Origin of the sequence: Parafrigoribacterium soli (assembly GCF_040227235.1) — a bacterium.
Classification (GTDB): Bacteria; Actinomycetota; Actinomycetes; order Actinomycetales; family Microbacteriaceae; genus Parafrigoribacterium_A; species Parafrigoribacterium_A soli.
The window spans coordinates 76370-101706 of sequence record NZ_JBELNZ010000004.1; the positions used below are offsets into that span (position 1 = coordinate 76370).

Here is a 25337-nt window from a genome sequence, read left to right on the forward strand (position 1 = left end):
CAAGCTCCCTTCGACAAGCTCAGGGAACGTGCGGTCGCCGAGCCTGAAGCGCCCGAACCCTAGCGGCCGAGCTTGACGAGCCTCAGCAGTTGCGCGTTCGCCGCGACGATGATCGTCGACACAGACATCAGGATGGCGGCCAAGGCCGGCGGCATGGTGAAGCCGACGCCCACCAGCACGCCCGCGGCCAGCGGAAGGCCGACGATGTTGTACCCGGCGGCCCACCACAGGTTCTGCAGCTCCTTGCGATAGGTCGCGCGGCTGAGCGTGAGCACGTCCGCGACGGAACGCGGGTCGCTCGAGGCCAGCACGACGCCGGCCGACTCGATCGCGACATCCGTGCCCGCACCGATCGCGATGCCGATGTCGGCGCGCGCGAGAGCGGGCGCGTCGTTGACGCCGTCGCCCACCATGGCGACCTTCGTGCCGCCCTTCTGCAGATCGGCCACGACATCGGCCTTCTGTGCGGGTAGCACCTCGGCAAAGACCTCGGTGATGCCGAGTCGGTGCGCGACCCAATTGCCGACGGCCTGCGAGTCACCGGTGAGCATGGCGACGCGCACGCCGCGCTTCTGCAGCAGCGAGACCGCCTCGGCCGACTCCGGCCGGATGACGTCGGCTAGCGCGATGAGACCGAGCACCTCGTCGCCGTCGAGTACGAAGACGACGGTCTTGCCCTGTGCACTGAGCAGTCGGTTCGCGTTCACGAGCGAGGGCTCCAGCGTGATGCCGCGCTCGATCAGCAGCCGCGAGCTCGTGACCGTGACGGTGCGACCGTCAACCGTGCCCTCGGCCCCCCGGCCGGGCAACGCGACAAACTTCGTCGCTGCCGCGGCACTTGCTCCGCGTGCGTCGGCCTCGGCGACGATGGCCCGGCCGATCGGATGCTCCGCCCGTTTCTCCACGGATGCCGCGAGCGAGAGCATGGTCGCCTGCGCGTCGCTCAGCGGTGCGCGCTCGTCGCCGGCATCCGTCTCATCGCCGGTCGAACCAGAGTCCAGGTCCTCCCCGACGCACAGCACGTCGGAGACGCCCTGGCGGCCCTCGGTGAGGGTGCCCGTCTTGTCGAAGAGCACGACGTCGATGCCGCGCGCCTCCTCGAGCGCGATGCGGCTGCGCACCAGGATTCCCTGGCGGGCACCCTTCGTGGTGGAGATGAGAGCGACGAGCGGAATGGCGAGTCCCAGGGCGTGCGGGCAGGCGATCACGAGCACGGCGACGACGCGCTCGAGAACGAAGCCAGGGTCATCCGGCTTGATCAGGAACCAGACCAGCAGGGTCACGACGGCCGCCGCGACCGCGACATAGAAGAGGAGTGCGGCGGCGCGGTCCGCGAGCACCTGGCTGCCCGACTTGCTCTGCTGCGCATCGGCGACGAGCCTCATGATGCCCGCGAGCGCGGTCTTCTCACCCGTGTCGGTGACCCGCACGGTGAGCGCACCGGAACCGTTGATGCTCCCCGCGATGACGTGCGCGCCCGTCTCCTTCGCGACGGCGGACGACTCACCGGTGAGCAGTGACTCGTTCACCTCGGACTCGCCGTCCACGATCTCGCCGTCCACCGGGATGGCGGCGCCCGGCCGCACCAGCACGCGATCGCCGCGCTGCAGCTGCGAGACCGGAACCGTGGTCGTGCCGTCGCCGTCGTCCTGCAGAAGGTCCGCCTCATCCGGCAGCAGCTTGGCCAGCTCGCCGAGCGCGTTCTGGGCGCCCATGATCGCGGACATCTCGATCCAGTGCCCGAGCAGCATGATCGTGATGAGGGTCGCGAGTTCCCACCAGAAGTCCATGCCGTGCAGCCCGAGGGTGACGGCGGCGCTGTAGCCGAACGCCACGACGATCGCGAGAGAGATCAGTGTCATCATGCCCGGCTGCTTCGCGCGCACCTCCGCGATGCCACCCTTGATGAAGACCCAGCCGCCATAGACCATCAGCACGAGTCCGAAGACCGCCGGGATGTAGTCGCTGCCCGGAAATCGCGGGCCTCCGAGACCCAGGATGTCTTGCAGACCTCTCGAGAACACGAGGGTCGGGATGGTGAGCACCAGGCTCAGCCAGAACTTGCGCTTGAACATCGCCGGGTCGTGCGCGGAGTGGTCGTGGCCCGCGTGTGCGTCGTGACCGGTGTGCATGTCGTGACCCGCGTGCATGTCGTGGCCCTCGTGCATGTCGTGGCCTGCGTGTGCGTCGTGACCGGTGTGCACGTCGTGACCGACGTGCATGTCGTGGTCGTGATGCGCGTGCCCGTCGTGCCCCGTGCGCAACTCAGGCAGTTCGCTCTCGGCGACCACGACATCCGCTGTTTCCGGGGTGTTCCCGGGCAGATTGCCTGAGTTGTGAAGCTCGTGCGCATTCCGTTCGTCGTGCTCGGTCATGACTTTTCTCCCCGGTTGTTGCTGAGTTCGAATACTTTGAGCAGTTCGGCCGTCGCCTGCTCGCGCTGCTCCCCGCCCGCCTCGAACATCTCGCTCACGTGAGTGCGCAGGTGGTTCTCGACGATGAGCTTGTTGAGGCTGCCGAGCGACTTCTGGATCGCGAGGGCCTGCGTGATGATGTCCATGCAGTAGTCCTCGTTGTCGATCATCTTCTGCAGGCCGCGCATCTGCCCCTCGAGGATGCGACTGCGATGCAGTGCGCGCTTCTTGATATCTGCGATCATGGGTCGATGATACCCCTAGGGGGTATCTGTGGCAACTCCCCTGCCCACTCTCTCGCCCATCCGCCCCGCAGGTCTGTGTGCAGGAGTCGTGCCGCCGAAGACTCCGATTTTCGAGCGTGCTACGACGGAAGGCGGGCTCCATCCCGGCATGTGAGTCATCCATACGAGGCGTATAAAATCGACGGATGCGACTGACGAAACTCGAACACGCCTGCCTCCTGCTCGAAGAAGCAGGCAACACCCTCATCATCGATCCCGGATCCTTCACGACCCCGCTCGTGGGCACCTCGAACGTCGCCGCGGTCGTCATCACCCACGAGCACGCGGACCATTGGACGGCCGACCAGCTCAGCCGCATCATCGAACGAAACCCGGATGTTCGCCTCTTCGGCCCCGCGGGCGTCGCGGCCGCAGCATCCGACTTCGACATCACGGTGGTGCAGAACGGTGACGAGATCGAGGTCGAGCCGTTCTCGCTGAAGTTCTTCGGTGAGAAGCACGCCGTGATCCATCGCTCCCTGCCGATCGTGGACAACGTTGGTGTGCTCGTCAATGGCGTGCTGTACTACGCCGGCGATTCCTTCACCATCCCGGACGCCACGGTCGACACCCTCGCCGTGCCGGCCGGTGCGCCCTGGCTCAAGATCTCCGAGACGATGGACTACGTCGAAGCGGTGAAGCCGCGCAGGAGCTTTCCGACTCACGAGATGGTGCTCTCGGTCGCGGGAAAGACGATGTCGAACGCTCGCATCGGGGACGCGACCAAACTTGGCGGCGGCGAGTTCTTCCCGCTGGAGCCAAACGACACTCTCGACCTGTAACCCCCCGTTCGGGGACTGACGGGACACCCCCGAATGGGGGGAGCATAGAAGGCGAGGCACCCCCGGCCTCGTTCCCGATGCCCGACCGCGTACCCCCGCGTGACTGCTATCAACGGGTGCAGTGCACTTACCCGAAAGTGATACTCCCGATGTCTCTTGCACTTCCGCGTACCCCCGCGCAGCGTCTCTCCTCCGAATGGTCGTCGTCTCCCGACGCCGAGTGCGCGGCGTGCGGCTCACCAATGGAGGCTAAGCCGAACCCGTATTTCGGAACCGGCCTGGCCATCCACCGCTATGTCGCCCTGTGCACGGGATGCCAACGCGTGGCTTTCGTCCCTGAGCCGGTGGTGCAGGATGCGCCCAGCCGCACCGAGCAGCTCCTGAGTGCGGTGCGCGGTTTCTTCGGCCGCGCGGCCTGACGGCGGTTCAAACCGGGTTCACTCCACGGCGTGCCCTAGTCGAATAGACGTTGCAAGGAACCAAGCGCTGCTCTTTCGTCATCGTAAGCTCCACCCTCGTGGCCGTTGAACGGCCAGACGGTGATGCTCTTGGGCCCGGAGTACGCGTTGTGGGCCGCGAATACGGTGGACGGAGGACACGTGGGATCCATCAGTGCAGTGGAGAAATGCGCCGGTGTGGACGCTGAGCGAGCGAAGTTCACTCCGTCGAAGTAGGCGAGGGTGCGCATTACCGACTCGACGTTTTCCCTGTGCACGGCCAGATAGCGTCCGATTTCTTTGTACGGATCTCGGTCCGTGATGGTTATGGCACGAGGAAAGTCGCAGAGGAAAGGAACAAAGGCGAAAGCCGCAGCCAGATCAGGCACCAGAGCCGCCGTGGACAGCGCGAGACCGCCACCCTGGCTGAAGCCGAGAACCGAAACTCGTTCGGGATCGATGCGATCGAGCGTCCTCGCCGCATCGACTGCCCGCACGGCGTCCACCATGAGTCGGCGGTAATAGTAGTCCTCACGAGACTCTATTCCACGCGTCAGGAAACCAGGCACCGCCGGGCCCGAACCCTCAGGATCAGCGGTCCAGCCACGACTCCACGCGGAGCCCTGTCCGCGCGTGTCCATCTGCAGATGGGCAAACCCCGCCGCGGCCCAGAACAGCGATTCGTTGGCGTCGCCTCGGCCGCCCCCATAACCGACGTACTCCACGACCGCGGGCAGCCGCCCGCCGATGAAAGCAGGCAAACGCAACCACGCACGCACCGGCTGGCCGAGGTAGCCAGAGAATGTGACGTCCCAAACGTCGATCGCGCGCAGTCCGGTCTCCACCAAATCCGCCCGAACCTCACCGCCGAGTGCTCGGCTCTCGACAAGCGTGGAGTTCCAAAAACTGTCGAAATCAGCTGGCCGCGATTGGGAACTTGTGTAGGCACGCAGTTCCGGCTCGCTCAGGTCCGTGAACACGCTGTCAGCCTTTGAGTCCCGTCTGCGCAAGTCCCTGCACAAATTGCCGCTGAGCTATCACAAACACGATGAGCACAGGCAGCGCGGTAAGCGTCGCCGCGGCGAGCTGCACATTCCACATCGGCCCGCTATATGCGTCGACGAACCGGGTCAAAGCCTGCGGCAGGGTAAAGAGTTCCGGCGAGGTGAGATACACGGTGGGCTCGAGGTAGAGGTTCCACACATTGAGGAAAGTGAAGATCGCGACAGCAGCAAGAGCGGGACGGGCCAGCGGCATCGCGATGCGCCACCAGATGGCGGGGCGACCCAGCCCATCCAGGCGTGCGGCCTCTTCCAACTCCCCCGGCAATGAGATGAAGAACTGCCGCATGATGAAGGTCGCCAGTACGCTCGGTGCACCAAATGAGGTCACTAGGATGAGCGGCCAGTGTGTGTTCACCAGCCCCAGGCCGTTGAACATCTGAAACAAGGGCACGATCGTCACTTCGCTCGGTATGAGCAGTCCGACCAGCACCACCAGAAAAAGCACATTCTGCCCGCGAAAGCGAATGCGCGCGAATGCGTAGCCCGCCATCGACGAAATGATCATCGTTGTGAGAGTAACGACCACGGCTATATATGCGCTGTTGAAGTATTGATGGGCGAAAGGTTGGAACGTAAATGCCTTTACAAACGCCTGCAGGGTAGGCGATAGAGGCACAAGCGACGGTGGAAAGGCGAAGATCTCGCTGACCGACTTGAAGGACGAGGTGATCATCCACCAGGTCGGGAACAGGAACGGGATTGCCATGACCCCAAGGACCACATAGAGCCAGGCGCGGCGCCCTGGATGCCCGCGCCTCCGTGTCACGACCGGTGCCTCAGTTTTCATAGAACACCCATTTCTTGCGAAGCTGCCACTGCACGACCGTGAGCACCAGAACGATGAGGAAGAGCACGAGCGCCAAGGTCGACCCGTACCCGAAGTGGTGGAAAGCAAATGCCTGCTGGTAGATGTAATACACGAGCACCGTCGTTGACAGTCCTGGTCCACCAGCGGTGAGAACGGCAATCTGCGCGAATACTTGGAGAGCTCCCACGATGGTGATGATCACCGTCAGAAGCAGAGTTGGCGAAATGAGCGGAAGTGTGATCCGACGGAACAACACCCACGAGGTAGCACCGTCAACCCGCGCTGCTTCCTGGAGCTCAGCGGGAACGCCCTGGAGCGCAGACAGGAACAGCACCATATTAAGGCCGACATTCTTGAACACCTGCACAACGATGACGGCTAGCAACGCCGTCGGACCATTTTGCAACCAGTTCGGACTCGGAATATGGAAGACGCTGAGGATGCCGTTGATGCCACCGTTGTCTTGCAAGAGAAATCCCCACACGATGGTCCACGCGACGATCGAAACGACGACAGGGGAAAAGAACGCGGTGCGGAAAAAAGCGATCCCACGTCCGGAACGATTGAGCATCACTGCCAGCAGTAATGCAAGAGGGATATTGAAGGCGACGAGGCCGACGGAGAACACCGTGGTGACCAGGAGAACCTGGCCCATTTGAGGATCGCTGAGAAGGTGTTCGTAGTTTTCGGCACCGACGAACTGGATGGTCCCGGAGAGCACATTCCACTCGTGGAAGCTGTAAAACACGATCAACCCGAGCGGCACCAATACGAAAGTGACGATGCCGAGCAACTGGGGCGCGATAAAGAGATACCCAGTCAACGCGTCGCGCCGGGCAAGCGTCAGGAACGGGCGACTCGAGCGCGCGCCCGGCTCCCCGGCCCTGGCATACGCCAGAGCCGGGGGCACTTTGGATGCGGCGTTGGACATCAAGCTCACGAACCGAGCAACGGAGTGATGGCCTTGCACACACCCTTGAGAACGCTGGAGACATTCGCGTCGGACTGCCACATCGGATCGAGTGCCGTTTTAACCTGAGCGGCAATCTCGGCAGAGTTCGTATGGCTCGGCTTGGTCTCCGCATTCTTGAACGACGGAATCACAACGTCATCGATCTGTTGCTTGCTCAACGTCTTGTTTGTCGCCGCAAGAGTCGTCGCATTGAGGAGCGAGGTGCGCGGCGGCGGGAAGAACGCCGCAAGCTGCTTCGCGTTCGTCGGGTTTGTGAAGTAGGCGAGGAACTCGGTCGCCTCATCCGCATGGGCGCTCTTCGCCAGCACTCCGATGCCCGCCTGCCCAACGACGTTGCCCTGGCCAGCGTCGCCCTTAGGCAGCGGCAGCACGTTCCACTTGAACGCATTCGTCAGCAGTGTCGCGCGTGAGATCTGCGTCACAGTGAAGGCACTGTCGCCGGCGAAGAAGTCTGCCGAAACTCCCGGGCCGGGAAACGCGTGCTGCTTGAAAGTCGCGTCGTGCAGGTAGGTGAATGCGTCGACCATTTTCTTCGAGGTGAAGGTGCAGGTCTTGCCATCCTCCGACCACGGCGCTGCGCCGAAAGAATCCCAGACGGTGGCCAGATTCGACCAGGTCAGATAGTTGAAGTCGCGGATGACCATCCCCTGCTTGCCAGTCTTGGCGTTGACCTGGGCGCCCACTTCTGCGATATCTTTCCAGTCCCATTTGCCCTCACTCTTGAGCTCAGCGGAGGTCGGTTCACCGGCCGCCGCAAGCACGTCGTCGTTTGCGAAGACGACGAATGGCGACGTTGAGAATGGATACGCGTAAAGCTTTCCGCCAGTTGTCCACAGCTTGGTGGTGTCGGTGTTGATATCCGCAAAGTCGTAGCCCTTGGTGGCCTTGAGCGAGTCGGTCAGCGGCTTCAGGGCACCCGAGCTGACGAAGTCTGGCGCATCGGTTTCCAACACCCAGGCGAGATCCGGCTGTTGGCCGCCCGCAATCTGGGTCGTGATCGTCGTGGTGTAGTCGGCGAAAGGCAGCGAGTCGAAGGTGATCGACTTGATCTCTGGATGAGTCTCCTTATAGTTGTCGGCGATTGAATTGAACAATGCCAACTGAGTCGGATCGGCGGTCCAGGTCGTCATCCGAAGTGACACACTGCCCGGTGCCGCCGCGGCCTTTGCGGGCGCGGGTGCTGCGGTACTGCAGGCTGAGAGCGCTAGCGCAGTGATGGCAATCACTGCGGCTCCCATCAGCTTCGTTGCTGGTTTCATGATGCTCCTTGGGTCAGTAACCGGAGACGTCGGGCCAGTGCAGCTCGACACCGTTCGCGGTCAACAGGGATTGGAACTCCGCCAGAAGTGACGGGGTGTGGTGGACCGCGCGGGGATCAACCGCGCGGTCCAGGCAGAAGGCCGCTAGCCAGCCCGCCGCCTCGCCGATTCCCCACTCCACCGGATGGAGCCGGAAAGCCCCGTTGGTGATGTGAGTCGTGCCGACGTTCTTGCCCGCTGGGAGCAGGTTATTCATCCGGATGGGGATGAGTGCACCGAGCGGAATTTCAAAGGGTACGGACGCGACGTCGATGTAGTTGTCGCCTCCCGTGGAGGGATGCAGGTCGATCCGATACATTCCGACACCGACCGAATCCGGAAAAGTTGCTGGTGAGCCGCTGCCCCTGACCGCGACTGACAAGTCGCTTTCGACCACCGTGTACTCCGCCCTGATCCGGCGGGACTCGCGAATATACGGTGCCTGGGCGAAACCGTCGTCTGTGCCGGTGACGTCGGGTCGAAGCCTCAGACCCGGCCATCCGCGACCACCGTCGGGCCGCGGAGCTTCGGTCTGGAGCCAGTACAGCATCGCTCGCGATTGTCGTTTCGCTGCAGCGAGATGGAAATCAGCATCCGCGGAATCGATGATAGAGCCGCCGATGTAATCAATCATCGGCCAGTTCACGAGCACGATGTCGCTCTCGAGGAAGCCGGGTTCGAGAACCTTGCGGGAGAGAATGCGACGAAATGTCCAGAGCTCACTGTCCCCGCCATCCTCGCGCTGGTCGGCGATAACGGCGAACGGATCATCGTCGATCGTCGGCGTGAATGAACGCGTGGTGAGTTCGAGCGTGCGCGGGTGAGGGCCGGTCAGGCTGATCATCGGCGCACCCCAAAAGTCCGGCTCGAACGATCGCCATTCGTCGTAGTCATCCGGCTTATCGATCGTGTAATCACCCGTGGCGTAATCCACGACGAAGCACCACGAGATGGCCTGCACATTGTCTGGGTTGGCCTCCTCCGGCGCGCTCGGCTCTCCGGTCTGGGAGCTTGACTCGGAACCGACCACGTACTCCGTGCCCGTGAGGGGCAGCAGTTCTCCCGTTTCGGTTGCATCGAGCACAAAGCGGCCGGTGAGTCTGGTCAGTGTTCCGGATGCGGTCTCGCGGACGGTGACGGATGTCACCCGGTCGCCTTCCGTCTCCGCAGATTCGGGCACGGCCGGCTGAATGATGGTCAGGCGAGCTGCACTCAGGAAGGGTGCTAGCAGTTCGCCGATCACCGTGACTCCAGCGCGCGGCTCTGAACAAAGCCGACTGACCAGGCCAGCCCCAGGGTTCAGGAACGCATCGGCTCGCGCGGCCGCAGACAACGGGTAGTTCTGGCGGTAATAGTCACGGATCCCTGTTCTCAGCGCGCGATATGACGCCGAAGCGCCGAATTGCTCGATCCAGGTGTGCTCGTCGAGCGTGACCGCCTGGCTTGTGAGCTGGCCGCCAAGCCAGTCGTACTGTTCGGTCAGGATGACGCTCTTTCCGGCGCGCAGCGAAGCAAGCGCTGCCGAGACACCACCAAGACCACCGCCGATGATAACGACATCTGCATGCATGGTTCTCACTGCGCCACTCCCGGTGCTGCGAGCGTTGAACCTGGCACGACGACACAGTCGAGTAATTGTTGGAGTGGTAGTTGTTCGCCCGATGCGCCGTTCAGCAACTGGTCGAGGAGCACGGTGGCACGCATTCCCAGCTCGTCGCGAGGCGCACTGAGTCGGGTGAAGTCGATGGCCTGGTCGTGCGCGCTGCTGCGTTCGCCGAGAACCACCATCGATAGATCACGAGGAACGTCCAGGCCGTCCGCTTTGGCAAGGGAATGGAATGTCTCAGCCTCGGCGGGGTTCTCCACAAATAGGATCGTCGCTCCGCTCGCTCGAAAATCGCGCCAGATTTCCTCGAGGGCGACCTCCGTCGATTCTGTCGTTGTCAGCGTTGCCCCCACCAGCGCATCGCGCAGGCTGTCGAATCGATCCCTGGATGCCTCGGCCGTTTGAGAAAAATGGACGTAGAAGAACTGAGTGTGCCCCGCCGCCAGCGCAAGCCTGGCCAGGTCACGGGTGGGAGTCACGTAGTCGAGACCCACGTAGGGAATACGTCCGTCTGCACCGTCGCGCCTGCCGAGTGCAACGAAGGGATATCCCGTGTCAAGAAGTCGCTCAAGCTCGGCGCTGTCCATCTCACGCCCCAACAACAGGCAACCATCCGCAAGCCGGAGGCGGCTGTTTTCGTGGAAGATCTGACGATGCCCATCGATCACCGGCGCGCTCGTGAACATCAGGAGATCGAACCCGAGCGTCTCGGCCCCATTCTCGATGCCCGTCAACAAAGGCGCGTAGAAGTCTGACACCTCGCTCGGAAATGCGTGTTCGTAAGTGAAGACGCCAATGAGTTTGTTCCCGACACCCGCCAGACGTCTGGCCGCCGGATCTGCCACGTAGGTGTTTTCGCGAATCACCTCTAGCACGCGCTTACGCGTTTCCTCAGGAATGCGCGCGCTCGTCTCGCCATTGAGAACGAGGGACACAGTCGACTGGCTCACTCCCGCGAGTTCCGCAATTCTGCGTTGCGTGATCGGCGAATGGCCAGTTGGGGTCATCACTTTTTCCTTCGTCTAGATTGCTAATGGGCATTAGCATACCTGCTAATGCGTATTTTCAAAACACCAAGGCGAAATTGCTTTGTCACGGAGTGTTGAAGCAGGGATGTAATTTAAAGAGTCCGATGCCGCCCGCGATCGCGAGGCGCGGATCGATTGCCCCGCTTGTATACGCAAAACCCCTGATCGCTATCAGGATCAGGGGAGCTAAAGCTGGGGTACCTGGACTCGAACCAAGAACAAAAGAATCAGAATCTTCCGTGTTGCCAATTACACCATACCCCACCGAACCAGACCGAAGTCGGGCCGACTAGACACTCTAACCTACCGCAAACGGGCGGGCCAAATGAGCGTCTGCGGGGCGCACCGTCAGCCGCAAGTGGGAGAATCCCCCTGCACCCCACGAACGGAGACTCCGACGCCGCCCATCCTGATCTTTCTCCAAACCTGGCGACTCGATCCGTTGACCCTGATCGTGATCGTCATCGCCGCGGCACTTTACGGTTCGGGAATCGTCTCTCTCGCCCGCCGAGGCGAGCACTGGCCCATTATCCCCACCCTCAGTTTTTACCTCCTCGGGCTCGGCAGCTTTGCGCTCGTGGACTTCGGCTTTCTCGGCGTCTACAGCACCGAGCTGCGCTGGGCCTTCACCACCCGGATCGCGCTCCTGCTCTTCGCCATACCCGGCCTCATCAGCCTCGGCCTGCCGATCACTCTCGCCAAACGAGTGCTCAGCGGGATGCCGTTGAGAGTGACGGATGCCGTGCTCGGCTCCTGGCCGGTACGGCTGTTCGGCAACGCCGTGTTCGCACCGCTGTTCGCACTCACCGCCTTCATGGTCTTCCTCACGCCCATCGCCGGAAACCTCAGGCAGGAGCCCACGGCGCAGGCGATCATCACGGTGCTGGTGCCGGTGGTCGGCATCCTTATGGTGTTGCCGATCATCGAGCAGACCACCCAACGCACCAGCTTCTTCATCACCGTCGAGTTCCTCTTCGTGTTCATCGAACTCGTGATCGATGCCATCCCGGGCATTCTCCTGCGGCTCAACAACCACATCCTGGATCAGGTCGGGCCGGTGATAGGGCAGCTCCCGAGCTGGTTCCCCTCCAGTTTTCACGACCAGCATCTCTCCGGAGACCTGCTGTGGTTCATCGCCGAGATCGCCGACATTCCCGTGCTGATACTGCTCTTCATTCGCTGGCAGCGCATCGACCGCAAAGAGGCAAAGTCGCTGGATGACATGAGCGACGAAGAGATGGACGCGCTGACCCAGGCGCACTTGCGGGCCAGGAACCATTAGAGTTCACCATCGTCGATGAGCCCTGACGTTCAGGCAGCCTGAGACTGGCCGGGCCAGGAGCCGCGTCATACCCTGCGCTCAGCCGACGGGGATGCCGAGCAGATCGCGATTGATCGTGGCCGCCGCGCGCGCCCCGGCGCCGGCCGCGACGATGAGCTGCTGGGGGCCCGGAGCAGTGGAGTCTCCCGCGGCGTAGACCCCGGGGACGCTTGTGCGGCCTGCGCCGTCTGTCACCACGTAGCCATCGTCGTCGAGCGCGATGTCGAGCGCTGCCGCGTAATCGAGCGCGGCATCCCATTTCGGGCGTACAAAGCCACCCTCTACGCGCACCCGCTCACCGTCATCCAACAGCACGGAGGCGACGATGCCATCCTGACCCAGGATGTCGATGATCGGGCGGCGTTTCACCCGGACACCGCGCACGGACAGAAGTTCCTGCTCCTCCTCGGTGATGACGCCGATGCCGTTGGTAAAGACCGTGAGAGAGCGACTCCAGTGCGAGATCAAGAGCGCACGCCACATCAGATCGTCCGTTTCACCGATGAGAGCGAGCGGTTTGCTGCTCTGCTCATAGGCATCGCACTCGACGCAGCTGAACAGGCCGATTCCGTAGTACGACGCCATGCTCGGCAGCGCGGGCAGGGTCTCTCGGAGCCCGCTCGCGATCAGGACGACCGGCGCGGTCACGGTGCGCGCGGGCGAGGCGTTGACCCGACTCGTGTGGATCTCGAAACCGCCTTCCCCCCGCGCAACGCTCTCGACTTGCCCGAGGTGATGCTCCACCCCCGAATATGCGGAGAGTTCGGTGAGCCCCAGCTTGCGCAGCTTGTGGGGAGTGATGCCGTCGCGGGTGAGGAAGCCGTGCGCCTGCAGCGTCACGGAATTGCGCGGTCGATTGCTGTCGAGGAGGATGACGGTTCTGCGGGCACGGACGAGATTGAGCGCCGCCGAGAGACCCGCGGGTCCCGCACCGATGATCACGACATCGGCGTCGGCACCGTTCACAAGGTCTTCCTGAACCTCTCCAGGCGCGCAAGAGTGGACTCCTTGCCGAGGATGACCATCGACTCGAACAGCGGCGGGCTGATGCGCTTTCCGCTGATCGCGGTGCGCAGCGGGCCGAATGCGACCCGCGGCTTGAGCCCTGCGCCGTCCACGAGGGAAGCCCGCAGCACGCGCTCGAGTTCCTCGTGCGACCAGGCGTTCAGCTGCTCGAGGGTCGCGATGGCCGCGTCGAGCACGATCGCGGCGTCGGGGCCGGGAAGGGCATCCGCGTCGAAGGTGATCTCGTCATCCGGGGTGAAGAGGAAGCCGAGCAGGCCCGGCGCATCGCCGAGAAGCTGCATGCGCTCCTGCACGAGCGGGCCGGCCTCGCGAAGGATCGCCTTCTGCGCCGGGGTCGGCGGGTCGGAGACATACTCCGAGAGGTATGGAACGAGCCGAGCCTCGAAGTCCTCGGCTTCGAGCAGTCGGATGTGGTCGCCGTTGATCGACTCCGCCTTCTTCAGGTCGAAGCGGGCCGGGTTCGGGTTGACGTCGGAGACGTCGAAGGCGGCGACCATCTCGTCGATCGAGAACACGTCCCGGTCGTGGCTGAGCGACCAGCCGAGCAGCGCGAGGTAGTTGATGAGGCCCTCGCGGATGAAGCCGCGCTCACGGTGGTGGAACAGGCTCGAGGAGGGGTCACGCTTGGAGAGCTTCTTGTTGCCCTCGCCCATGACGTAGGGCAGGTGGCCGAAGCGCGGGATGGCCTTCGCCAGACCAATCTCGATGAGGGCGTGGTACAGCGCGATCTGCCGCGGCGTGCTCGAGAGCAGGTCCTCGCCGCGCAGTACGTGGGTGATGCCCATGATCGCGTCGTCGACCGGATTCACGAAGGTGTAGAGCGGGATGCCATTCGGGCGCACGACGACGAAGTCGGTGAAGGAGCCGGCCGGGAAGGTGATCTCGCCGCGAACGAGGTCGTCGAAGCTCAGCTCGGTGTCCGGCACCCGCAGGCGCAGCGCCGGCTCGCGGCCCTCGGCGCGATACGCGGCCTTCTGCTCCTCGCTGAGGTCGCGCTCGAAGTTGTCGTAGCCCTGCTTGGGGTCGCGGCCGTTCGCGATGTTGCGGGCCTCGATCTCCTCGCCGGTGGCGAAGCTCTCATAGAGGTAGCCGGCCTGCTTGAGCTGCTCGATCACGCCGGCATAGATGCCGTGGCGCTGCGACTGGCGGTACGGAGCGCCTGGCCCGCCGACGCCCTCGCCCTCGTCCCAGTCGATGCCAAGCCAGGCGAGGCCGTCGAGCAACTGCAGGTAGCTCTCTTCGCTGTCGCGGGCGGCATCCGTGTCTTCGATGCGAAAGATCAGCTTGCCGCCGGTGTGCCTCGCGTACGCCCAGTTGAACAGGGCGGTGCGGATGAGCCCGACGTGCGGCGTGCCGGTCGGTGATGGGCAGAACCGCACGCGAACGTCGGAGCCGGATGCGGTGGTGAAGGTGGCAGACATTGGTTCAATTCTATGGGCCGCCTCCTTGGTCCGGCGCGGGTGCACCGGTTGGCGCGCAGGTCGAAGGAACTTGTGCCCGATAGGCGGAGGTCGAAGGAACTTTTCGCGCGGGAATGCGCATTCCTCCTACACGAGTGGCTTTCGTCGACGCAGCGCCCGCCAGAGCAGCCAGATGCCGACCACGACGTTGACTACTACCCCCAGCAGGACATCGGTCCGGAAGGTGTCGAAGATACTGGGGATGAACGGAAGTTCCGGATTCACAATGGTCTGTCCAGGAGCAAGACCTGACGTCTGTTCAGAGGCCCTTATTGCACGATCGATCAGCACCGAAACGAGCGCTCCAATTATGATCGCGACTGGCAGCGTCACCGTCGCCACCCACTTCTCCCAGGTGCGCCAGGACTTCGACAGCCAGACCAGGGCCATACCCACGAACCACCCGAGGAACGGGATGACGATTCCGCCGAACGCCACCATCAATGCGGCCAGGACGGTGTACCAGCGCGGATCCTGCGGGCGCGACGCAGCAGGCGCGGGGGCAGGCGGGGGCGCGGCAACTCCTCCGCGCGCCTCCGCCGCGATGAACACCGGGTCGCCGAGTGCCTCGATGCGAGCGGCCGCGGTTGCCGGGTCGAGTCCGTCCAGCTCCTCGGTGATGCCCGCGACGATCTCGCGGCTCACCTCGCTCGGCACATCGCTGAGCGCGGCCTCGAGCCCGGCCAGATAGCTACGGACGACCTGTGGTTGCGCGTCAGTCGACATGACGTTCCTCTCTGATGAAATCTTCGACGGCGCTCACGAACGGCGCCCACTGCTGGCGGAAGGTCGCGAGTTCGCGCGTTCCGCCAGCAGTGAGCCGGTAGTACTTGCGCACTGGTCCCGCATCCGATGCCTTGTCGAAGGTGCTGACGAGGCCCTGGCTGCGAAGTCGGGACAGCATCGGATACAGGGTTCCGATGCTCGCGATGAGCCCGCGCGCGATGAGCGTTTCAGACAGCTGCCAGCCGTACATCGGCTCGCGTGCGAGGGCGCCGAGCACGCAGTACTCGACCACGCCCTTGCGCAGCTGCGTGCCGACATCCGCTGTCATGCAGTGCACACTACCTTGTGTCGCACGCTACTGCAATGCTCGGGACGGTAACCCAAAGTTGACCTGACAGGAATGAGGGAGATTTCATGCCATCCGCGTGAGAAGGAGGAGAAATGGTGCGAGCGAGACGCATTTCTCCTCCCTTTCCGTCGCGACCGCTGCCGCCTAGGAGACGTGCACCGCCACAAGAGCCATCCCGGCGATCGCGGCCCAGGACAGCACGCCCACGACCATCGAGCGCAGTCCGGAGCCGATGAGCTTCTCCAGCCGGATGGCGCTGCCGAGCCCGAAGAGCGCCATCGACAGCATCACGGTCTGAACGAGGTCCGCGGCGTTGAGTACTGGCGCGGGGAGGGGGACAAAGGTTCGCAGCAGCACGGCGGCGATGAATCCGGCGACGAAGAGCGGCACGATGGGCGGACGCTTCTCCCCCTCGACCGGGCCGCGCGTGCGACGCACGATCACGGAGGCGGTCGCGACCATCGGCGCGAGCATGAGCACACGGGTGAGCTTCACCACGACAGCGATCGCGAGCGCCGCCGCTCCCGCGGTCTGCGCGGTGGCCACCACCTGGCCGACGTCGTGCACGCTCGCGCCCACCCACTGGCCGAACTGGTGGGTGGTCAGCCCGAGCGGCGCGTGCAGCAGCGGCAGCACGGCGATCGCGAGCGTGCCGAACAGCGTCACGAGCGCCGCGGGGGTCGCCTGGTCCTCGTGCTTGGTGCGGCTGACCGCGCTCATCGCGCCGATCGCCGAGACACCACAGATCGAGAAGCCCGTCGCGATCAGCAGCGGCTCATCCCCGGGCAGCCGGAAGACCTTGCCGAGCCCCCAGGTGATGCCGAAGGTCAGCAGCACGATGAGCACCGTGAGCCCAATCGCGACCCAGCCGAGGTGCGCGATGTCGACGAGGCTGAGCTTGAGTCCGAGCAGCACGATGCCGACGCGCATGAGCCGCTTTGCCGCGAGCGTCAGCCCCGGCTTCAGCGCGCCATCGATCTGCCTGCGCGCGGGCACGATCTGCCCGACGATGATTCCGAGGGCGACGGATGCTGTCAGCAGCGGCACCCCGGGAAACAGCCAGTGAATGCCAAAGGCGATGATCGTCGCAACGCCGGCCGCGACGATGCCCGGCACCCACCGCATCCGCACCACCGTCACGCCGATTCCGTTGGTCGAGTAGCGAGGAACGAGCGTATCGAGACCCCTGTGACCGTGGCTTCGTCCCGGTCTCGATACGGCCGCTGGCGGCCTGCTCGACCAACGTGATTCGTCCGGCCCACTAGCGGTTGCGCGCGGGGTTGCTCAGCGTGCCGATGCCCTCGACGGTGATGTCCACCGTCTGGCCCGCGACAAAGCCGCCGAGGCCCGCGGGCGTGCCGGTGATGATGATGTCGCCCGGCAGCAGCGTCCAGACATCCGAGGCGTATTCGAAGATCTCGGCGAAGCCGTGCAGCATGTCCTTGGTGTTGCCGTGGCGGCGCGGTTCACCGTCGACGTAGGTCTGAATCTCGAGCGAGGTCGTGTCGAGTTCGGTCTCGATCCAGGGGCCGATCGGGCAGAAGGTGTCGTAGCCCTTGGCCCTGGCCCACTGGCCGTCGATGAACATCTGGTCGCGCGCGGAGACGTCATTGGCGATCGTGTAGCCAAAGACGTAGTCCGCGAAATCCGCCGCCTTGACCTGCTTCGCAATGCGACCGACGACCATGGCGATCTCACCCTCGTGCACGATGCGACCGTCGACCGGCGGGATGACGATCTCGTCACCCGGGCCCACCACGGAGGTGTTCGGCTTGAGGAACAGCAGCGGAGCCTCTGGGCCCTCGGTGTGCATGTCGGCCTTGTGGTCGGCGTAGTTCAGGCCCACGCACACGACCTTCGACCGCGGGATGACCGGCGCAAGGAGCTTCGCCTCGGAGAGCGGCACGCGCTCCCCCGTGGTGTCGTACCCGCTGAACATGGGGTCGCCGGCGAGCACCACCAGTTCGTCCCCGTCCACGATTCCGTATCGTGGGTCAGCGCCGTTGCTAAATCGTGCGATCTTCACTTGTACTACCGTTCTTGTCGAAATCTCTGCCGGACGTCAGGCGTCCAGTCGCATCATCCAGCCGTGTCGGTCTTCGCCGCGGCCGTACTGGATGTCGGTGAGCTCCTGTCGCAGCGACATCGTCAGCTCGCCCGCCACCGCATCCTCCGAGCCGATCGTGAAGTCCGCCGCCTTGAGCTGCGCGATCGGGGTGACGACCGCCGCCGTGCCGCAGGCGAAGACCTCCACGATGTCACCGGATGCGACGCCGTCGCGCCACTCGTCGATCGTCACGCGCCTGCGCTCCACCCTGTGCCCGCGGTCCTCCGCGAGCTGCAGGATCGAGTCGCGCGTGATGCCCTCGAGGATGCTGTCGGACTCCGGCGTGACGAGCGTTCCGTCCTTGTAGACGAGCACGATATTCATGCCGCCGAGCTCCTCGATGTACTTTCCCTCCGCCGAGTCGAGGAACAGCACCTGGGCGCAGCCGTGGTCATAGGCCTCCGCCTGCGCGACGAGCGAGGACGCGTAGTTGCCGCCGGTCTTGGCAGCACCTGTGCCGCCCTTGCCCGCGCGAGCGTAATCGGTCGAGAGCCAGATCGACACCGGCGCGACGCCGCCGCTGAAGTATGCACCAGCGGGACTCGCGATCACGTAGTAGTTGACCTTCTCCGCCGGTCGCACCCCGAGGAACGCCTCCTTGGCGAACATGAAGGGGCGCAGGTACAGGCTGGTCTCCGACGCATCCGGAACCCAGTCGCCGTCGACCGCGATCAGCTGCTTGAGCGACTCGATGAAGTACTCGGTGGGCAGCTGGGGCAGGGCGAGTCGCACGGCGGAGCGCTGCATCCTCGCGGCGTTCGCCTCGGGCCGGAACGACCAGATGGAGCCGTCGGCGTGCCGGTACGCCTTCAGCCCCTCGAAGATCTCCTGGCCGTAGTGCAGCACCGCGGCCGCCGGGTCGAGCGCGATCGGGCCGTACGGCTGCACGCGCGGGCGATGCCAGCCGCCCCTCTCCGACCAGCAGATGTCGACCATGTGGTCGGTGAAGTGCTTGCCGAAGCCCGGATTGGCCATGATGTCGGCGCGCTCGGCGGCGGAGCGTGCGGCCTCGTTCACGGTGACGGCGAACTCGAAAGCGGCCGGTGCGAGCAGGTTCTTCATGGTCATCCTTCTGTGGTGCGTCGTGGAGTGTGCGTCAGGCCCGCAGCGCTCCGGCGATGGCGTCGCCCACCTCTGTGGTCGACCGGGCGGAACTGCCGCGGGATGCCAGATCGGCCGTCACCGCCGCCGTGACCCTGGCGGCGGCATCCGCGTGCCCGAGCGAGTCGAGCAGCAGTGCCACGGAGAGGATCGCCGCGGTGGGGTCGGCCAACTGCTGGCCTGCGATGTCTGGAGCGGAACCGTGAACCGGCTCGAACATGCTGGGGAAGGCTCCGTCGGGATTGATATTGCCCGAGGCCGCCAGTCCTATTCCGCCGCTGATCGCGCCGGCAAGATCGGTGATGATGTCGCCAAAGAGGTTGTCTGTGACGATCACGTCAAATCTACTGGGTTTGGTGACCATGAAGATAGTCGCCGCGTCGACGTGCAGATAGTCGACTGAGACCTGCGGATACTCGGCAGAGACCGCGTCGACGGTGCGCTGCCAGAGCGAGCCTGCATTCACGAGCACGTTGGTCTTGTGCACGAGGGTGAGCTTCTTCGCGGGCCGACTGTTGGCCGTCTCGAAGGCGAAGCGCACCACGCGCTCGACGCCGAAGGCGGTATTGATCGACACCTCGGTGGCGATCTCCTGCGCAGTGCCCACGCGGATGCCGCCGCCGTTGCCGACGTACGGCCCCTCCGTTCCCTCCCGCACCACGACGAAATCCACCTCGCCAGGGTCGCTGAGCGGTGATTCGACCGAGGGAAAGACGCGCGTCGGGCGCAGATTCACGTAGTGATCGAAGGCGAAGCGGAGCTTGAGCAGCAAGCCGCGCTCGATGATGCCGCCCTTGAGCCTTGGGTCGCGGGGGTCGCCGCCGACGGCACCGAGGAGGATGGCGTCGTGCCGCTTCAGCGACTCGAGGTCGGCGTCGGAGAGGATCTCGCCGGTGGCCAGGAAGTGGGTGGCACCGAACGGGTAGTCCGTCGTGTTCACGACCACGTCATCCGGCACGGCGACTCGGAGCACCTTCACGGCCTCGGCGATGACCTCCGGCCCGATGCCGTCTCCCGCGATGACGGCAAGGTCGATGGTGCGCGGCATAGAGGTCCTCCAGCGAGACAGTTGAATGCTCTCAGGATACCGCGTGCCTTCCGCGCGCTCTTGCGCCCGGGTTAGCGGCCGCCGCCGCCACCGCCCCCACCACCGCCACCGGAGAAGCCACCGCCGAAGGACCCGCCGGAGAAGCTGCCGCCACCGCTGCCGGACCATGAGGAGGGCTGTGGGGTGGGCGTGGCCATGGAGTGGACGGAACTCGACATCGAGCCGAGCAGCTGCGAGAAGACGAGCGCATCGAACGCGCCCCGTGAGACGTACCAGTCTGGCGCCGTGGAGACCTCGTCGTAGTGCACCGCGAGTTCCTTGGCCCACTCGCGTTCGATGCCCCACAGCACCGCGAAGGGCAACAGCTTCTCGTAGAGCTTGACGACCTGTGCGGTGTCGCCGATGTCCACGCGTTCGGCGCCCTCGGGGCTCTGCAGCATCTGCAGCCGGTCGGCCTCGGCGAGCTTCAGGTACTCCCGGATGCCGAGCAGGTAGTCCCGCTGCTCCGCGCCGGACTCCGTGACGACGGCGGGACGCGCCGAGAGCGCGAAGGCCAGGAACAGCGCAAGGAAGGCCACCGGGATGGCCGCGATCACCCAGCCGCTGACGGCGGCGGTGAACGCCGTCAGCACGGTGCTTCCGATCGCGATGAACACGACAAAGAAGAGCGCGAACGCGGTGAGAATTCCAGGCGCGATCGGAGGTTTCACCTTCAAACCGCGCGCTACGACGGAGTCGTCGGCCTCGGCGACGCGAGCCTTAAGACGCACCGCGAGCCCGTCATCCGTCACCCCGACCTCACGCACGGCGCCCTCACGCAGGTCGGCCTCGAAGAGCGTCTCGAGCAGTCGCTGCTCCATCGGGTCGGCACCCTCGCCGCCGAGATACTGCAGCGTGTACTGGCCACCCTCCCCGGTGACCGGGTAGTCGAGGATGCGGATGATGCCGCGCACCGCGAAGCTCACGAGCTGAGCGGCGAGCGAGGTCCTCGTGCGCCCCACGAGACTCCCGGCCTCAAGCAGGTTGAGTCCCTGTGGTGGAGAGTACTGGGCGATGATGATCCCCCGGCCCTTCGCGGCTCGCGGCCCGAGAAACAGGCGCTGCACGACGGAGAAAATTCCGCCGGCCACAGCCAGCACGAGTAGCGCTATTCCCAGCACGTGCGACCACCAGGGCACGACCGGGTTCACGAACGGCGTGGACTCGCCGGGGGCGGGCTGCTCGGCGGGCACCTGCGCGAACGTGCCCGCGGTGAAGCCGATCGCCACCGTGAGATTCTCGCGCGGCGCGAGCGTCTTCGTCGACGCAGTCACGAGCTTGCCACCGGATGCCGCGGCCGTGTCATCCACGGGCCCGACGATGTCGCAGGTGGTCGTCGACCCCTGCGCGCCCCGATAGCAGGCATTGTGGCCGGTGAGCGCCGGCGCGATCGCCGGGTCGACGTGCACCCTGGCGGTGACGGATCCGAAGGGCTGGTCGAACCCGGTGCCATTGGTGTCCCAGTAGAACTCGTCGTCGTTCGTGTCGGTAAAGGCGCGCACGACGTTCTGCTGCGTGTAGGTGATCACGTAGGTCTGACTGCCGTGCACGTAGTCATCGGTTCCGAGGGCGAGCTCGGTGAAGCCGCCATTTACCGTCGCCTCGAAGTGCACCGGGGCGCCGCTCTCGTCGGTGACCGAGGTGACCGCGGTGTGCAGCGGCACGCCGTCATAGTCGTTCGGTATCGCGCGGATCATGCCGCGGTTCTGGTCGAAGCTCGGGAACTTCGCCACGAAGGTCTCGACGGTGCGGAGCGTCGCGTGAGCCGCCGCATCCCGCCCGAGGTAGTAGTCCGCGCTGTATGAGGTGAAACTGAAGTCCTGCACGCCGCCGCGAACGGAGACCGCAGGCACCGGCCGTGTACTCAGAGTCTGGCCGGATGCGGCGAGCGGCACCCCAAGGATCAGCACCGCCGCGAGTGGGGCGACGAGCGTCGTGATGAGGCGTCGGAATCGGAACATCGATCGAGCCTAACGCGCAAGCCCCTATGCGATAACTCCCAGCTTGCATTCAGTTTGACCCCTGTTCAGGGGGTTCGTTGGTACCCTTGATCCAGGCGCTCGTCCACCGGAACACTCCTCGTGGCAGCCAGCGCCGGCACGGCAAGTGAAAGGACACAGAGAAAAATGGGTATCGGAAGCGGTATATTTCTGTTCGTCGTCGGCGCCATTCTGGCCTTCGCGGTCAACATCCCGGTGGACCAAAGCTGGGTGAACCTTGACTTGATCGGCTACATCCTCATGGGTGCCGGACTCGTCGTTTTCATCATCTCGCTCGTACTGGTCACTCGCCGTCGGTCTTCTCTCGTCACGACCCGTTCCGCCGTCGACCCGGCCAGCGGTGAGCGCGTTGAGCAGCACGAAACGCGCAGCGACATCGCCTAACGGCCAGTAGCGCGAACAAGAGGCGCGCCTCCCCCGACGACGGGGTGAGGCGCGCCCCTTCTTGTGTGAGCGGCGAGCGCGGCTCGCCCGCTTCGTTGTTACGCGGTGATCTCGATCTCGCGCAGTAGTTCTGCCTGGATGGCCTCGCGCACGGTCTCGAGCAGGCCGGCTGGAACGGGCGAGTCGACGGTGAGCACGCTTAGCGCCTGGCCGCCCGCCTCGCGGCGGCTCACCTGCATGCCCGCGATGTTGATACCGGCGTCGCCGAACTCCTTGCCGTACACCGCGACGATTCCCGGACGGTCGGTGTACACCATCACGATGAGGTGGTCCGTGACGGGAACCTCGACGTCGTAGCCGTTGATCTCGACGATCTTCTCGGTCTGCTTGGTGCCGGTGAGCGTGCCGGACACCGAGATCTGCGTGCCATCGCTGAGCGCTCCGGAGATGGTGAGCAGGTTGCGGTACTCGTCGCTGATGGGGTCGGTCACGAGGCGAACCTGGATGCCGCGCTGCTCGGCGAGCAGCGGTGCGTTCACGTACGAGACGGATTCGCTCACGATGTTGGTGAAGATGCCCTTGAGTGCCGCGAGCTTCAGCACGCTCACGTCGAACTCGACGATCTCACCGCGCACCTCGATGTCGACGGTGGTCAGCGGCGAGGTGTGCGCGAGTCCGCTGAAGACCTGGCCGAGCTTCTCCATGAGCGGGATGCCGGGGCGCACCGTCGTGTCGATCACTCCGCCGGCGACGTTGACGGCATCCGGAACCAGCTCGCCGGAGAGCGCGAGCCGCACCGACTTCGCGACCGAGACACCGGCCTTCTCCTGCGCCTCATCCGTCGACGCACCGAGGTGCGGCGTGACCACGACGTTGTCGAGCGCGAGCAGCGGCGAGTCCGTGGGCGGCTCGCTCACGAACACGTCGAGCCCAGCGCCCGCGATAGTACGGGCGGTGAGCGCACGGTGCAGCGCATCCTCATCGATGAGCCCGCCGCGAGCGACGTTGATGATGAAGGCGCTCGGCTTCATGAGTGCGAGCTGCTCATCGCCGATCATGCCCGTCGTCTCCGGCGTCTTCGGCATGTGGATCGTGACGAAGTCGCTCGTGGCGAGCAGCTCTTCGAGTGAGACGAGGGTGACGCCGAGCTGCTGTGCGCGTGCGCTCGTGACGTAGGGGTCGTAGGCGATCACGTTGGTGCCGAAGGCCTGCATTCTCGCCGTGATGAGCGCGCCGATGCGGCCGAGGCCGATGATGCCGATCGTCTTTTCGTAGAGCTCGACGCCCGTGTACTTCGAGCGCTTCCACTGGCCCTCGGCGAGCGAGGCGTGGCCGGCGGGGATGTGCCTGGCGAGGCTCAGGATGTGGCCGATGGTGAGCTCCGCGGCAGAGATGATGTTCGAAGTCGGTGCGTTCACGACCATGACGCCCGCGTTCGTGGCCGCCTTGATGTCGACATTGTCGAGTCCCACGCCCGCGCGTGCGATGACCTTGAGCGACTTCGCGGCGGCGATCGCCTCGGCATCGACCTTCGTGGCCGAGCGAACCAGGATGGCGGCCGCGTCCGGCAGCGCCGCCAGCAGTGCTCCTCGATCGGTGCCGTCGACGGAGCGGACATCGAAGTCCGGGCCGAGGGCCTCGACGGTTGCGGGCGATAGAACTTCAGCGATCAGCACGATCGGTTTTGGCACGTAGAATCCTTTGACTGGGCAGGCGGACTGGGTTCAGCACAACGCGTGCGCCACGGTCATTGGGGCGCGGACACTCACACTTTACTGGGTGGGAGCACCCCGTTACGTCGGACTGGCGGCGACGGACGCCCGAGGCAGCAGCCAGCCGGAGCGCCGGACGGCGATTCGAGACAGGATGAGGCGATGGACAACGACACCGCCGAACTGCTGCAGTGGTGCCTGCGCATCCTGCTCGCGCTCGCCTTCGCCGGCATGGGAATCACCCACTTCGTTCCCGGTGTCGTGCGCGGCATGGCGGCCATGATCCCACCCGCCATCCGGACGGCGGGGCCGCTTCGCCCGCGCAACCTCGTCTACCTCACGGGGCTGTGCGAGATCGCGGGTGCGATCGGACTGCTCGTGCCCGCACTTCACTTCGCGGCAGGAATGGCCCTCGTCGTCTTTCTCGTGGCGGTCTTTCCCGCGAACGCCTACGCCGCGGAGCACCGCGAGAAATTCGGTCGTGCCGCCATTCCGTTCTGGCCGAGATTCTGGGGCCAGCTCGCGCTCATCGCCCTGTGCGCCCTCGCCGCGCTCTAGCGACCCGATGGGCCACGGTCGTCAGGCGATGAAGTTGACGATTGTTGGCGCGATAATCAGCGAGCTGAGCACGGCGCTCACGACGCAGAGCCCCGCGGCGTAGATCAGCGCACGCGCGACGAGTCCGCGGCGGCGGCCCAGCAGGAGGCAGGCCACGAACACGGCGGGCGACAGCAGCACGCCGATGATGAGAAGCACCCACCCGATCGGCGAGATCCCGAGGTGATAGCTCGCCCACACCGTCTGCGGAAGCCCGATCGCATTGCCTATGCCCGCCCACAGCGCGTAGCTGTAGAGGATCGCGAAGAAGATCGCGATGGCCCAGACCGGCCAGGCGGCGCGCTGGCCGACGGCCTTCGGCTCGGCCGCGTTCCCGGATTCCACGCTCATCGACCTCCCCCGTTCACGAAGCCCCACGGAATAAGCACGAGGATGCCGAGCACGAGCACCGCGATACGCACCCACGTGCGACGCGTGGGCGCGAGAGCGAGCGTCGCGATGAACCACGCGGGTGCGGCGACGACCGCGAGCAGCGTACTGAGGTGCAGCATGATGTCGTTGAGTGGGACGCCCGTCGTCTGGCTTCCGCGCAGCGCAATGATGAGCCAGCCCACCGTGTAGAGCAGGTAGATGCCGCCGAAGACTCCGTAGACCACGAGCATGGGAGAACTGACCCCGGGTGCGAAGCCTGCGTTGCCTGCTACCGCGGCATCCGGAGTCGTCGAATCGACGTGAGTCGGGTCGGCCTCGCCGTCCCAGCTCAGTGCCTCGTCGTCTGCGTCAGCGCCCATATCAAAACCCTATCGCGGCGC

General features: G+C 64.8%; 24 protein-coding genes and 1 tRNA gene. 4 read left to right on the plus strand and 21 right to left on the minus strand.

The annotated features are described in order from the left end of the window. Positions 1-59: 59 nt before the first annotated feature. Positions 60-2375, minus strand: a complete 2316-nt coding sequence (locus ABUA37_RS11730; RefSeq protein ID WP_349899392.1) for a heavy metal translocating P-type ATPase — start codon at positions 2373-2375, stop codon at positions 60-62. Then, entirely contained in the window at positions 2372-2659 is a 288-nt protein-coding gene (locus ABUA37_RS11735; RefSeq protein ID WP_349899393.1) for a metal-sensitive transcriptional regulator, read from the minus strand. The genes ABUA37_RS11730 and ABUA37_RS11735 overlap by 4 nt, the downstream gene beginning before the upstream one ends. Before the next feature lie 185 nt (positions 2660-2844). On the opposite strand from ABUA37_RS11735, the gene ABUA37_RS11740 reads away from it, so the two are divergent. After that, positions 2845-3480: an MBL fold metallo-hydrolase gene (locus ABUA37_RS11740; RefSeq protein ID WP_349899394.1), complete on the plus strand. Its 636-nt coding sequence runs from the start codon at positions 2845-2847 to the stop codon at positions 3478-3480. 454 nt (positions 3481-3934) lie between these two features. Here the strand turns inward: ABUA37_RS11740 and ABUA37_RS11745 are convergent, their stop codons facing one another. The 7 genes from ABUA37_RS11745 to ABUA37_RS11775 form a co-directional block, all read right to left on the minus strand. Then, positions 3935-4897 (minus strand): acetylxylan esterase, encoded by a 963-nt coding sequence (locus ABUA37_RS11745; protein WP_349899395.1) that lies wholly within the window; start codon positions 4895-4897, stop codon positions 3935-3937. Positions 4898-4901: 4 nt separating this feature from the next. Beyond that, on the minus strand, positions 4902-5687 hold the full coding sequence (locus ABUA37_RS11750) for a carbohydrate ABC transporter permease (protein ID WP_349899396.1): 786 nt from the start codon (positions 5685-5687) through the stop codon (positions 4902-4904). A 70-nt stretch (positions 5688-5757) separates the two neighbouring features. Further along, a complete protein-coding gene (locus ABUA37_RS11755) occupies positions 5758-6720 on the minus strand; it encodes a carbohydrate ABC transporter permease (RefSeq protein WP_349899397.1) in 963 nt (320 codons plus the stop codon). A 5-nt stretch (positions 6721-6725) separates the two neighbouring features. Then, positions 6726-8072 carry an ABC transporter substrate-binding protein gene (locus ABUA37_RS11760; protein WP_349899398.1) on the minus strand — a complete coding sequence of 449 codons (1347 nt, stop codon included), beginning with the start codon at positions 8070-8072 and terminating at the stop codon, positions 6726-6728. Next, positions 8035-9630 (minus strand): FAD-dependent oxidoreductase, encoded by a 1596-nt coding sequence (locus ABUA37_RS11765; protein ID WP_349899865.1) that lies wholly within the window; start codon positions 9628-9630, stop codon positions 8035-8037. The genes ABUA37_RS11760 and ABUA37_RS11765 overlap by 38 nt, the downstream gene beginning before the upstream one ends. A 5-nt stretch (positions 9631-9635) precedes the next feature. Then, entirely contained in the window at positions 9636-10673 is a 1038-nt protein-coding gene (locus ABUA37_RS11770; RefSeq protein WP_349899399.1) for a LacI family DNA-binding transcriptional regulator, read from the minus strand. Positions 10674-10886: 213 nt separating this feature from the next. Continuing rightward, a tRNA-Gln gene (locus ABUA37_RS11775) sits at positions 10887-10958 on the minus strand. A gap of 178 nt (positions 10959-11136) precedes the next feature. Between ABUA37_RS11775 and ABUA37_RS11780 the strand changes: the two genes are divergently transcribed. Continuing rightward, positions 11137-11976, plus strand: coding sequence for a cytochrome c oxidase assembly protein (locus ABUA37_RS11780; protein WP_349899400.1), 840 nt, complete (start codon positions 11137-11139; stop codon positions 11974-11976). 78 nt (positions 11977-12054) lie between these two features. Here ABUA37_RS11780 and ABUA37_RS11785 read toward each other — a convergent pair whose 3' ends face one another. The 9 genes from ABUA37_RS11785 to ABUA37_RS11825 all read right to left on the minus strand — a co-directional run bounded on the left by ABUA37_RS11785 (position 12055) and on the right by ABUA37_RS11825 (position 21832). Continuing rightward, a complete protein-coding gene (locus tag ABUA37_RS11785) occupies positions 12055-12981 on the minus strand; it encodes an NAD(P)/FAD-dependent oxidoreductase (protein WP_349899401.1) in 927 nt (308 codons plus the stop codon). Further along, positions 12978-14462, minus strand: a complete 1485-nt coding sequence (gene gltX / locus ABUA37_RS11790) for a glutamate--tRNA ligase (protein WP_349899402.1) — start codon at positions 14460-14462, stop codon at positions 12978-12980. The genes ABUA37_RS11785 and gltX overlap by 4 nt, the downstream gene beginning before the upstream one ends. A gap of 126 nt (positions 14463-14588) precedes the next feature. Then, positions 14589-15227: an HAAS signaling domain-containing protein gene (locus tag ABUA37_RS11795; RefSeq protein WP_349899403.1), complete on the minus strand. Its 639-nt coding sequence runs from the start codon at positions 15225-15227 to the stop codon at positions 14589-14591. Continuing rightward, a complete protein-coding gene (locus ABUA37_RS11800) occupies positions 15217-15555 on the minus strand; it encodes a PadR family transcriptional regulator (protein ID WP_349899404.1) in 339 nt (112 codons plus the stop codon). The genes ABUA37_RS11795 and ABUA37_RS11800 overlap by 11 nt, the downstream gene beginning before the upstream one ends. 165 nt (positions 15556-15720) lie before the next feature. Further along, positions 15721-16722, minus strand: a complete 1002-nt coding sequence (locus tag ABUA37_RS11805; protein ID WP_407075388.1) for a YeiH family protein — start codon at positions 16720-16722, stop codon at positions 15721-15723. Positions 16723-16837: 115 nt separating this feature from the next. Beyond that, entirely contained in the window at positions 16838-17602 is a 765-nt protein-coding gene (locus ABUA37_RS11810) for a fumarylacetoacetate hydrolase family protein (RefSeq protein ID WP_349899405.1), read from the minus strand. Positions 17603-17638: 36 nt separating this feature from the next. After that, positions 17639-18745 carry a branched-chain amino acid aminotransferase gene (locus tag ABUA37_RS11815; protein ID WP_349899406.1) on the minus strand — a complete coding sequence of 369 codons (1107 nt, stop codon included), beginning with the start codon at positions 18743-18745 and terminating at the stop codon, positions 17639-17641. Between the two features lie 34 nt (positions 18746-18779). Then, positions 18780-19832, minus strand: a complete 1053-nt coding sequence (locus ABUA37_RS11820) for a 3-isopropylmalate dehydrogenase (RefSeq protein WP_349899407.1) — start codon at positions 19830-19832, stop codon at positions 18780-18782. Positions 19833-19903: 71 nt separating this feature from the next. Then, on the minus strand, positions 19904-21832 hold the full coding sequence (locus ABUA37_RS11825) for a DUF2207 domain-containing protein (RefSeq protein WP_349899408.1): 1929 nt from the start codon (positions 21830-21832) through the stop codon (positions 19904-19906). 165 nt (positions 21833-21997) lie between these two features. On the opposite strand from ABUA37_RS11825, the gene ABUA37_RS11830 reads away from it, so the two are divergent. Next, positions 21998-22255 (plus strand): DUF6458 family protein, encoded by a 258-nt coding sequence (locus tag ABUA37_RS11830; RefSeq protein ID WP_349899409.1) that lies wholly within the window; start codon positions 21998-22000, stop codon positions 22253-22255. A gap of 98 nt (positions 22256-22353) precedes the next feature. On the opposite strand, the gene serA is transcribed toward ABUA37_RS11830, so the two are convergent. Then, positions 22354-23946 (minus strand): phosphoglycerate dehydrogenase, encoded by a 1593-nt coding sequence (gene serA, locus ABUA37_RS11835; RefSeq protein WP_349899410.1) that lies wholly within the window; start codon positions 23944-23946, stop codon positions 22354-22356. Positions 23947-24129: 183 nt separating this feature from the next. Between serA and ABUA37_RS11840 the strand changes: the two genes are divergently transcribed. Next, positions 24130-24525: a DoxX family protein gene (locus tag ABUA37_RS11840; RefSeq protein WP_349899411.1), complete on the plus strand. Its 396-nt coding sequence runs from the start codon at positions 24130-24132 to the stop codon at positions 24523-24525. Between the two features lie 21 nt (positions 24526-24546). On the opposite strand, the gene ABUA37_RS11845 is transcribed toward ABUA37_RS11840, so the two are convergent. Both ABUA37_RS11845 and ABUA37_RS11850 read right to left on the minus strand, forming a co-directional pair. Continuing rightward, entirely contained in the window at positions 24547-24915 is a 369-nt protein-coding gene (locus ABUA37_RS11845) for a hypothetical protein (RefSeq protein WP_349899412.1), read from the minus strand. After that, positions 24912-25316: a hypothetical protein gene (locus tag ABUA37_RS11850; protein ID WP_349899413.1), complete on the minus strand. Its 405-nt coding sequence runs from the start codon at positions 25314-25316 to the stop codon at positions 24912-24914. The genes ABUA37_RS11845 and ABUA37_RS11850 overlap by 4 nt, the downstream gene beginning before the upstream one ends. Positions 25317-25337 lie beyond the last annotated feature (21 nt).

What these genes read in the sequence shown, in the direction of transcription:
- ABUA37_RS11825 (WP_349899408.1), bottom strand. Translation starts at nt 21,832, where the DNA reads ATGTTCCGATTCCGACGCCTCATCACGACGCTCGTCGCCCCACTCGCG.
- ABUA37_RS11800 (WP_349899404.1), bottom strand. Translation starts at nt 15,555, where the DNA reads ATGACAGCGGATGTCGGCACGCAGCTGCGCAAGGGCGTGGTCGAGTAC.
- ABUA37_RS11850 (WP_349899413.1), bottom strand. Translation starts at nt 25,316, where the DNA reads ATGGGCGCTGACGCAGACGACGAGGCACTGAGCTGGGACGGCGAGGCC.
- ABUA37_RS11765 (WP_349899865.1), bottom strand. Translation starts at nt 9,630, where the DNA reads ATGCATGCAGATGTCGTTATCATCGGCGGTGGTCTTGGTGGTGTCTCG.
- ABUA37_RS11740 (WP_349899394.1), top strand. Translation starts at nt 2,845, where the DNA reads ATGCGACTGACGAAACTCGAACACGCCTGCCTCCTGCTCGAAGAAGCA.
- ABUA37_RS11730 (WP_349899392.1), bottom strand. Translation starts at nt 2,375, where the DNA reads ATGACCGAGCACGACGAACGGAATGCGCACGAGCTTCACAACTCAGGC.
- ABUA37_RS11735 (WP_349899393.1), bottom strand. Translation starts at nt 2,659, where the DNA reads ATGATCGCAGATATCAAGAAGCGCGCACTGCATCGCAGTCGCATCCTC.
- ABUA37_RS11830 (WP_349899409.1), top strand. Translation starts at nt 21,998, where the DNA reads ATGGGTATCGGAAGCGGTATATTTCTGTTCGTCGTCGGCGCCATTCTG.
- ABUA37_RS11840 (WP_349899411.1), top strand. Translation starts at nt 24,130, where the DNA reads ATGGACAACGACACCGCCGAACTGCTGCAGTGGTGCCTGCGCATCCTG.
- ABUA37_RS11845 (WP_349899412.1), bottom strand. Translation starts at nt 24,915, where the DNA reads ATGAGCGTGGAATCCGGGAACGCGGCCGAGCCGAAGGCCGTCGGCCAG.
- ABUA37_RS11770 (WP_349899399.1), bottom strand. Translation starts at nt 10,673, where the DNA reads ATGACCCCAACTGGCCATTCGCCGATCACGCAACGCAGAATTGCGGAA.
- ABUA37_RS11795 (WP_349899403.1), bottom strand. Translation starts at nt 15,227, where the DNA reads ATGTCGACTGACGCGCAACCACAGGTCGTCCGTAGCTATCTGGCCGGG.
- ABUA37_RS11755 (WP_349899397.1), bottom strand. Translation starts at nt 6,720, where the DNA reads ATGTCCAACGCCGCATCCAAAGTGCCCCCGGCTCTGGCGTATGCCAGG.
- ABUA37_RS11820 (WP_349899407.1), bottom strand. Translation starts at nt 19,832, where the DNA reads ATGCCGCGCACCATCGACCTTGCCGTCATCGCGGGAGACGGCATCGGG.
- ABUA37_RS11750 (WP_349899396.1), bottom strand. Translation starts at nt 5,687, where the DNA reads ATGGCAATCCCGTTCCTGTTCCCGACCTGGTGGATGATCACCTCGTCC.
- ABUA37_RS11815 (WP_349899406.1), bottom strand. Translation starts at nt 18,745, where the DNA reads ATGAAGAACCTGCTCGCACCGGCCGCTTTCGAGTTCGCCGTCACCGTG.
- gltX (WP_349899402.1), bottom strand. Translation starts at nt 14,462, where the DNA reads ATGTCTGCCACCTTCACCACCGCATCCGGCTCCGACGTTCGCGTGCGG.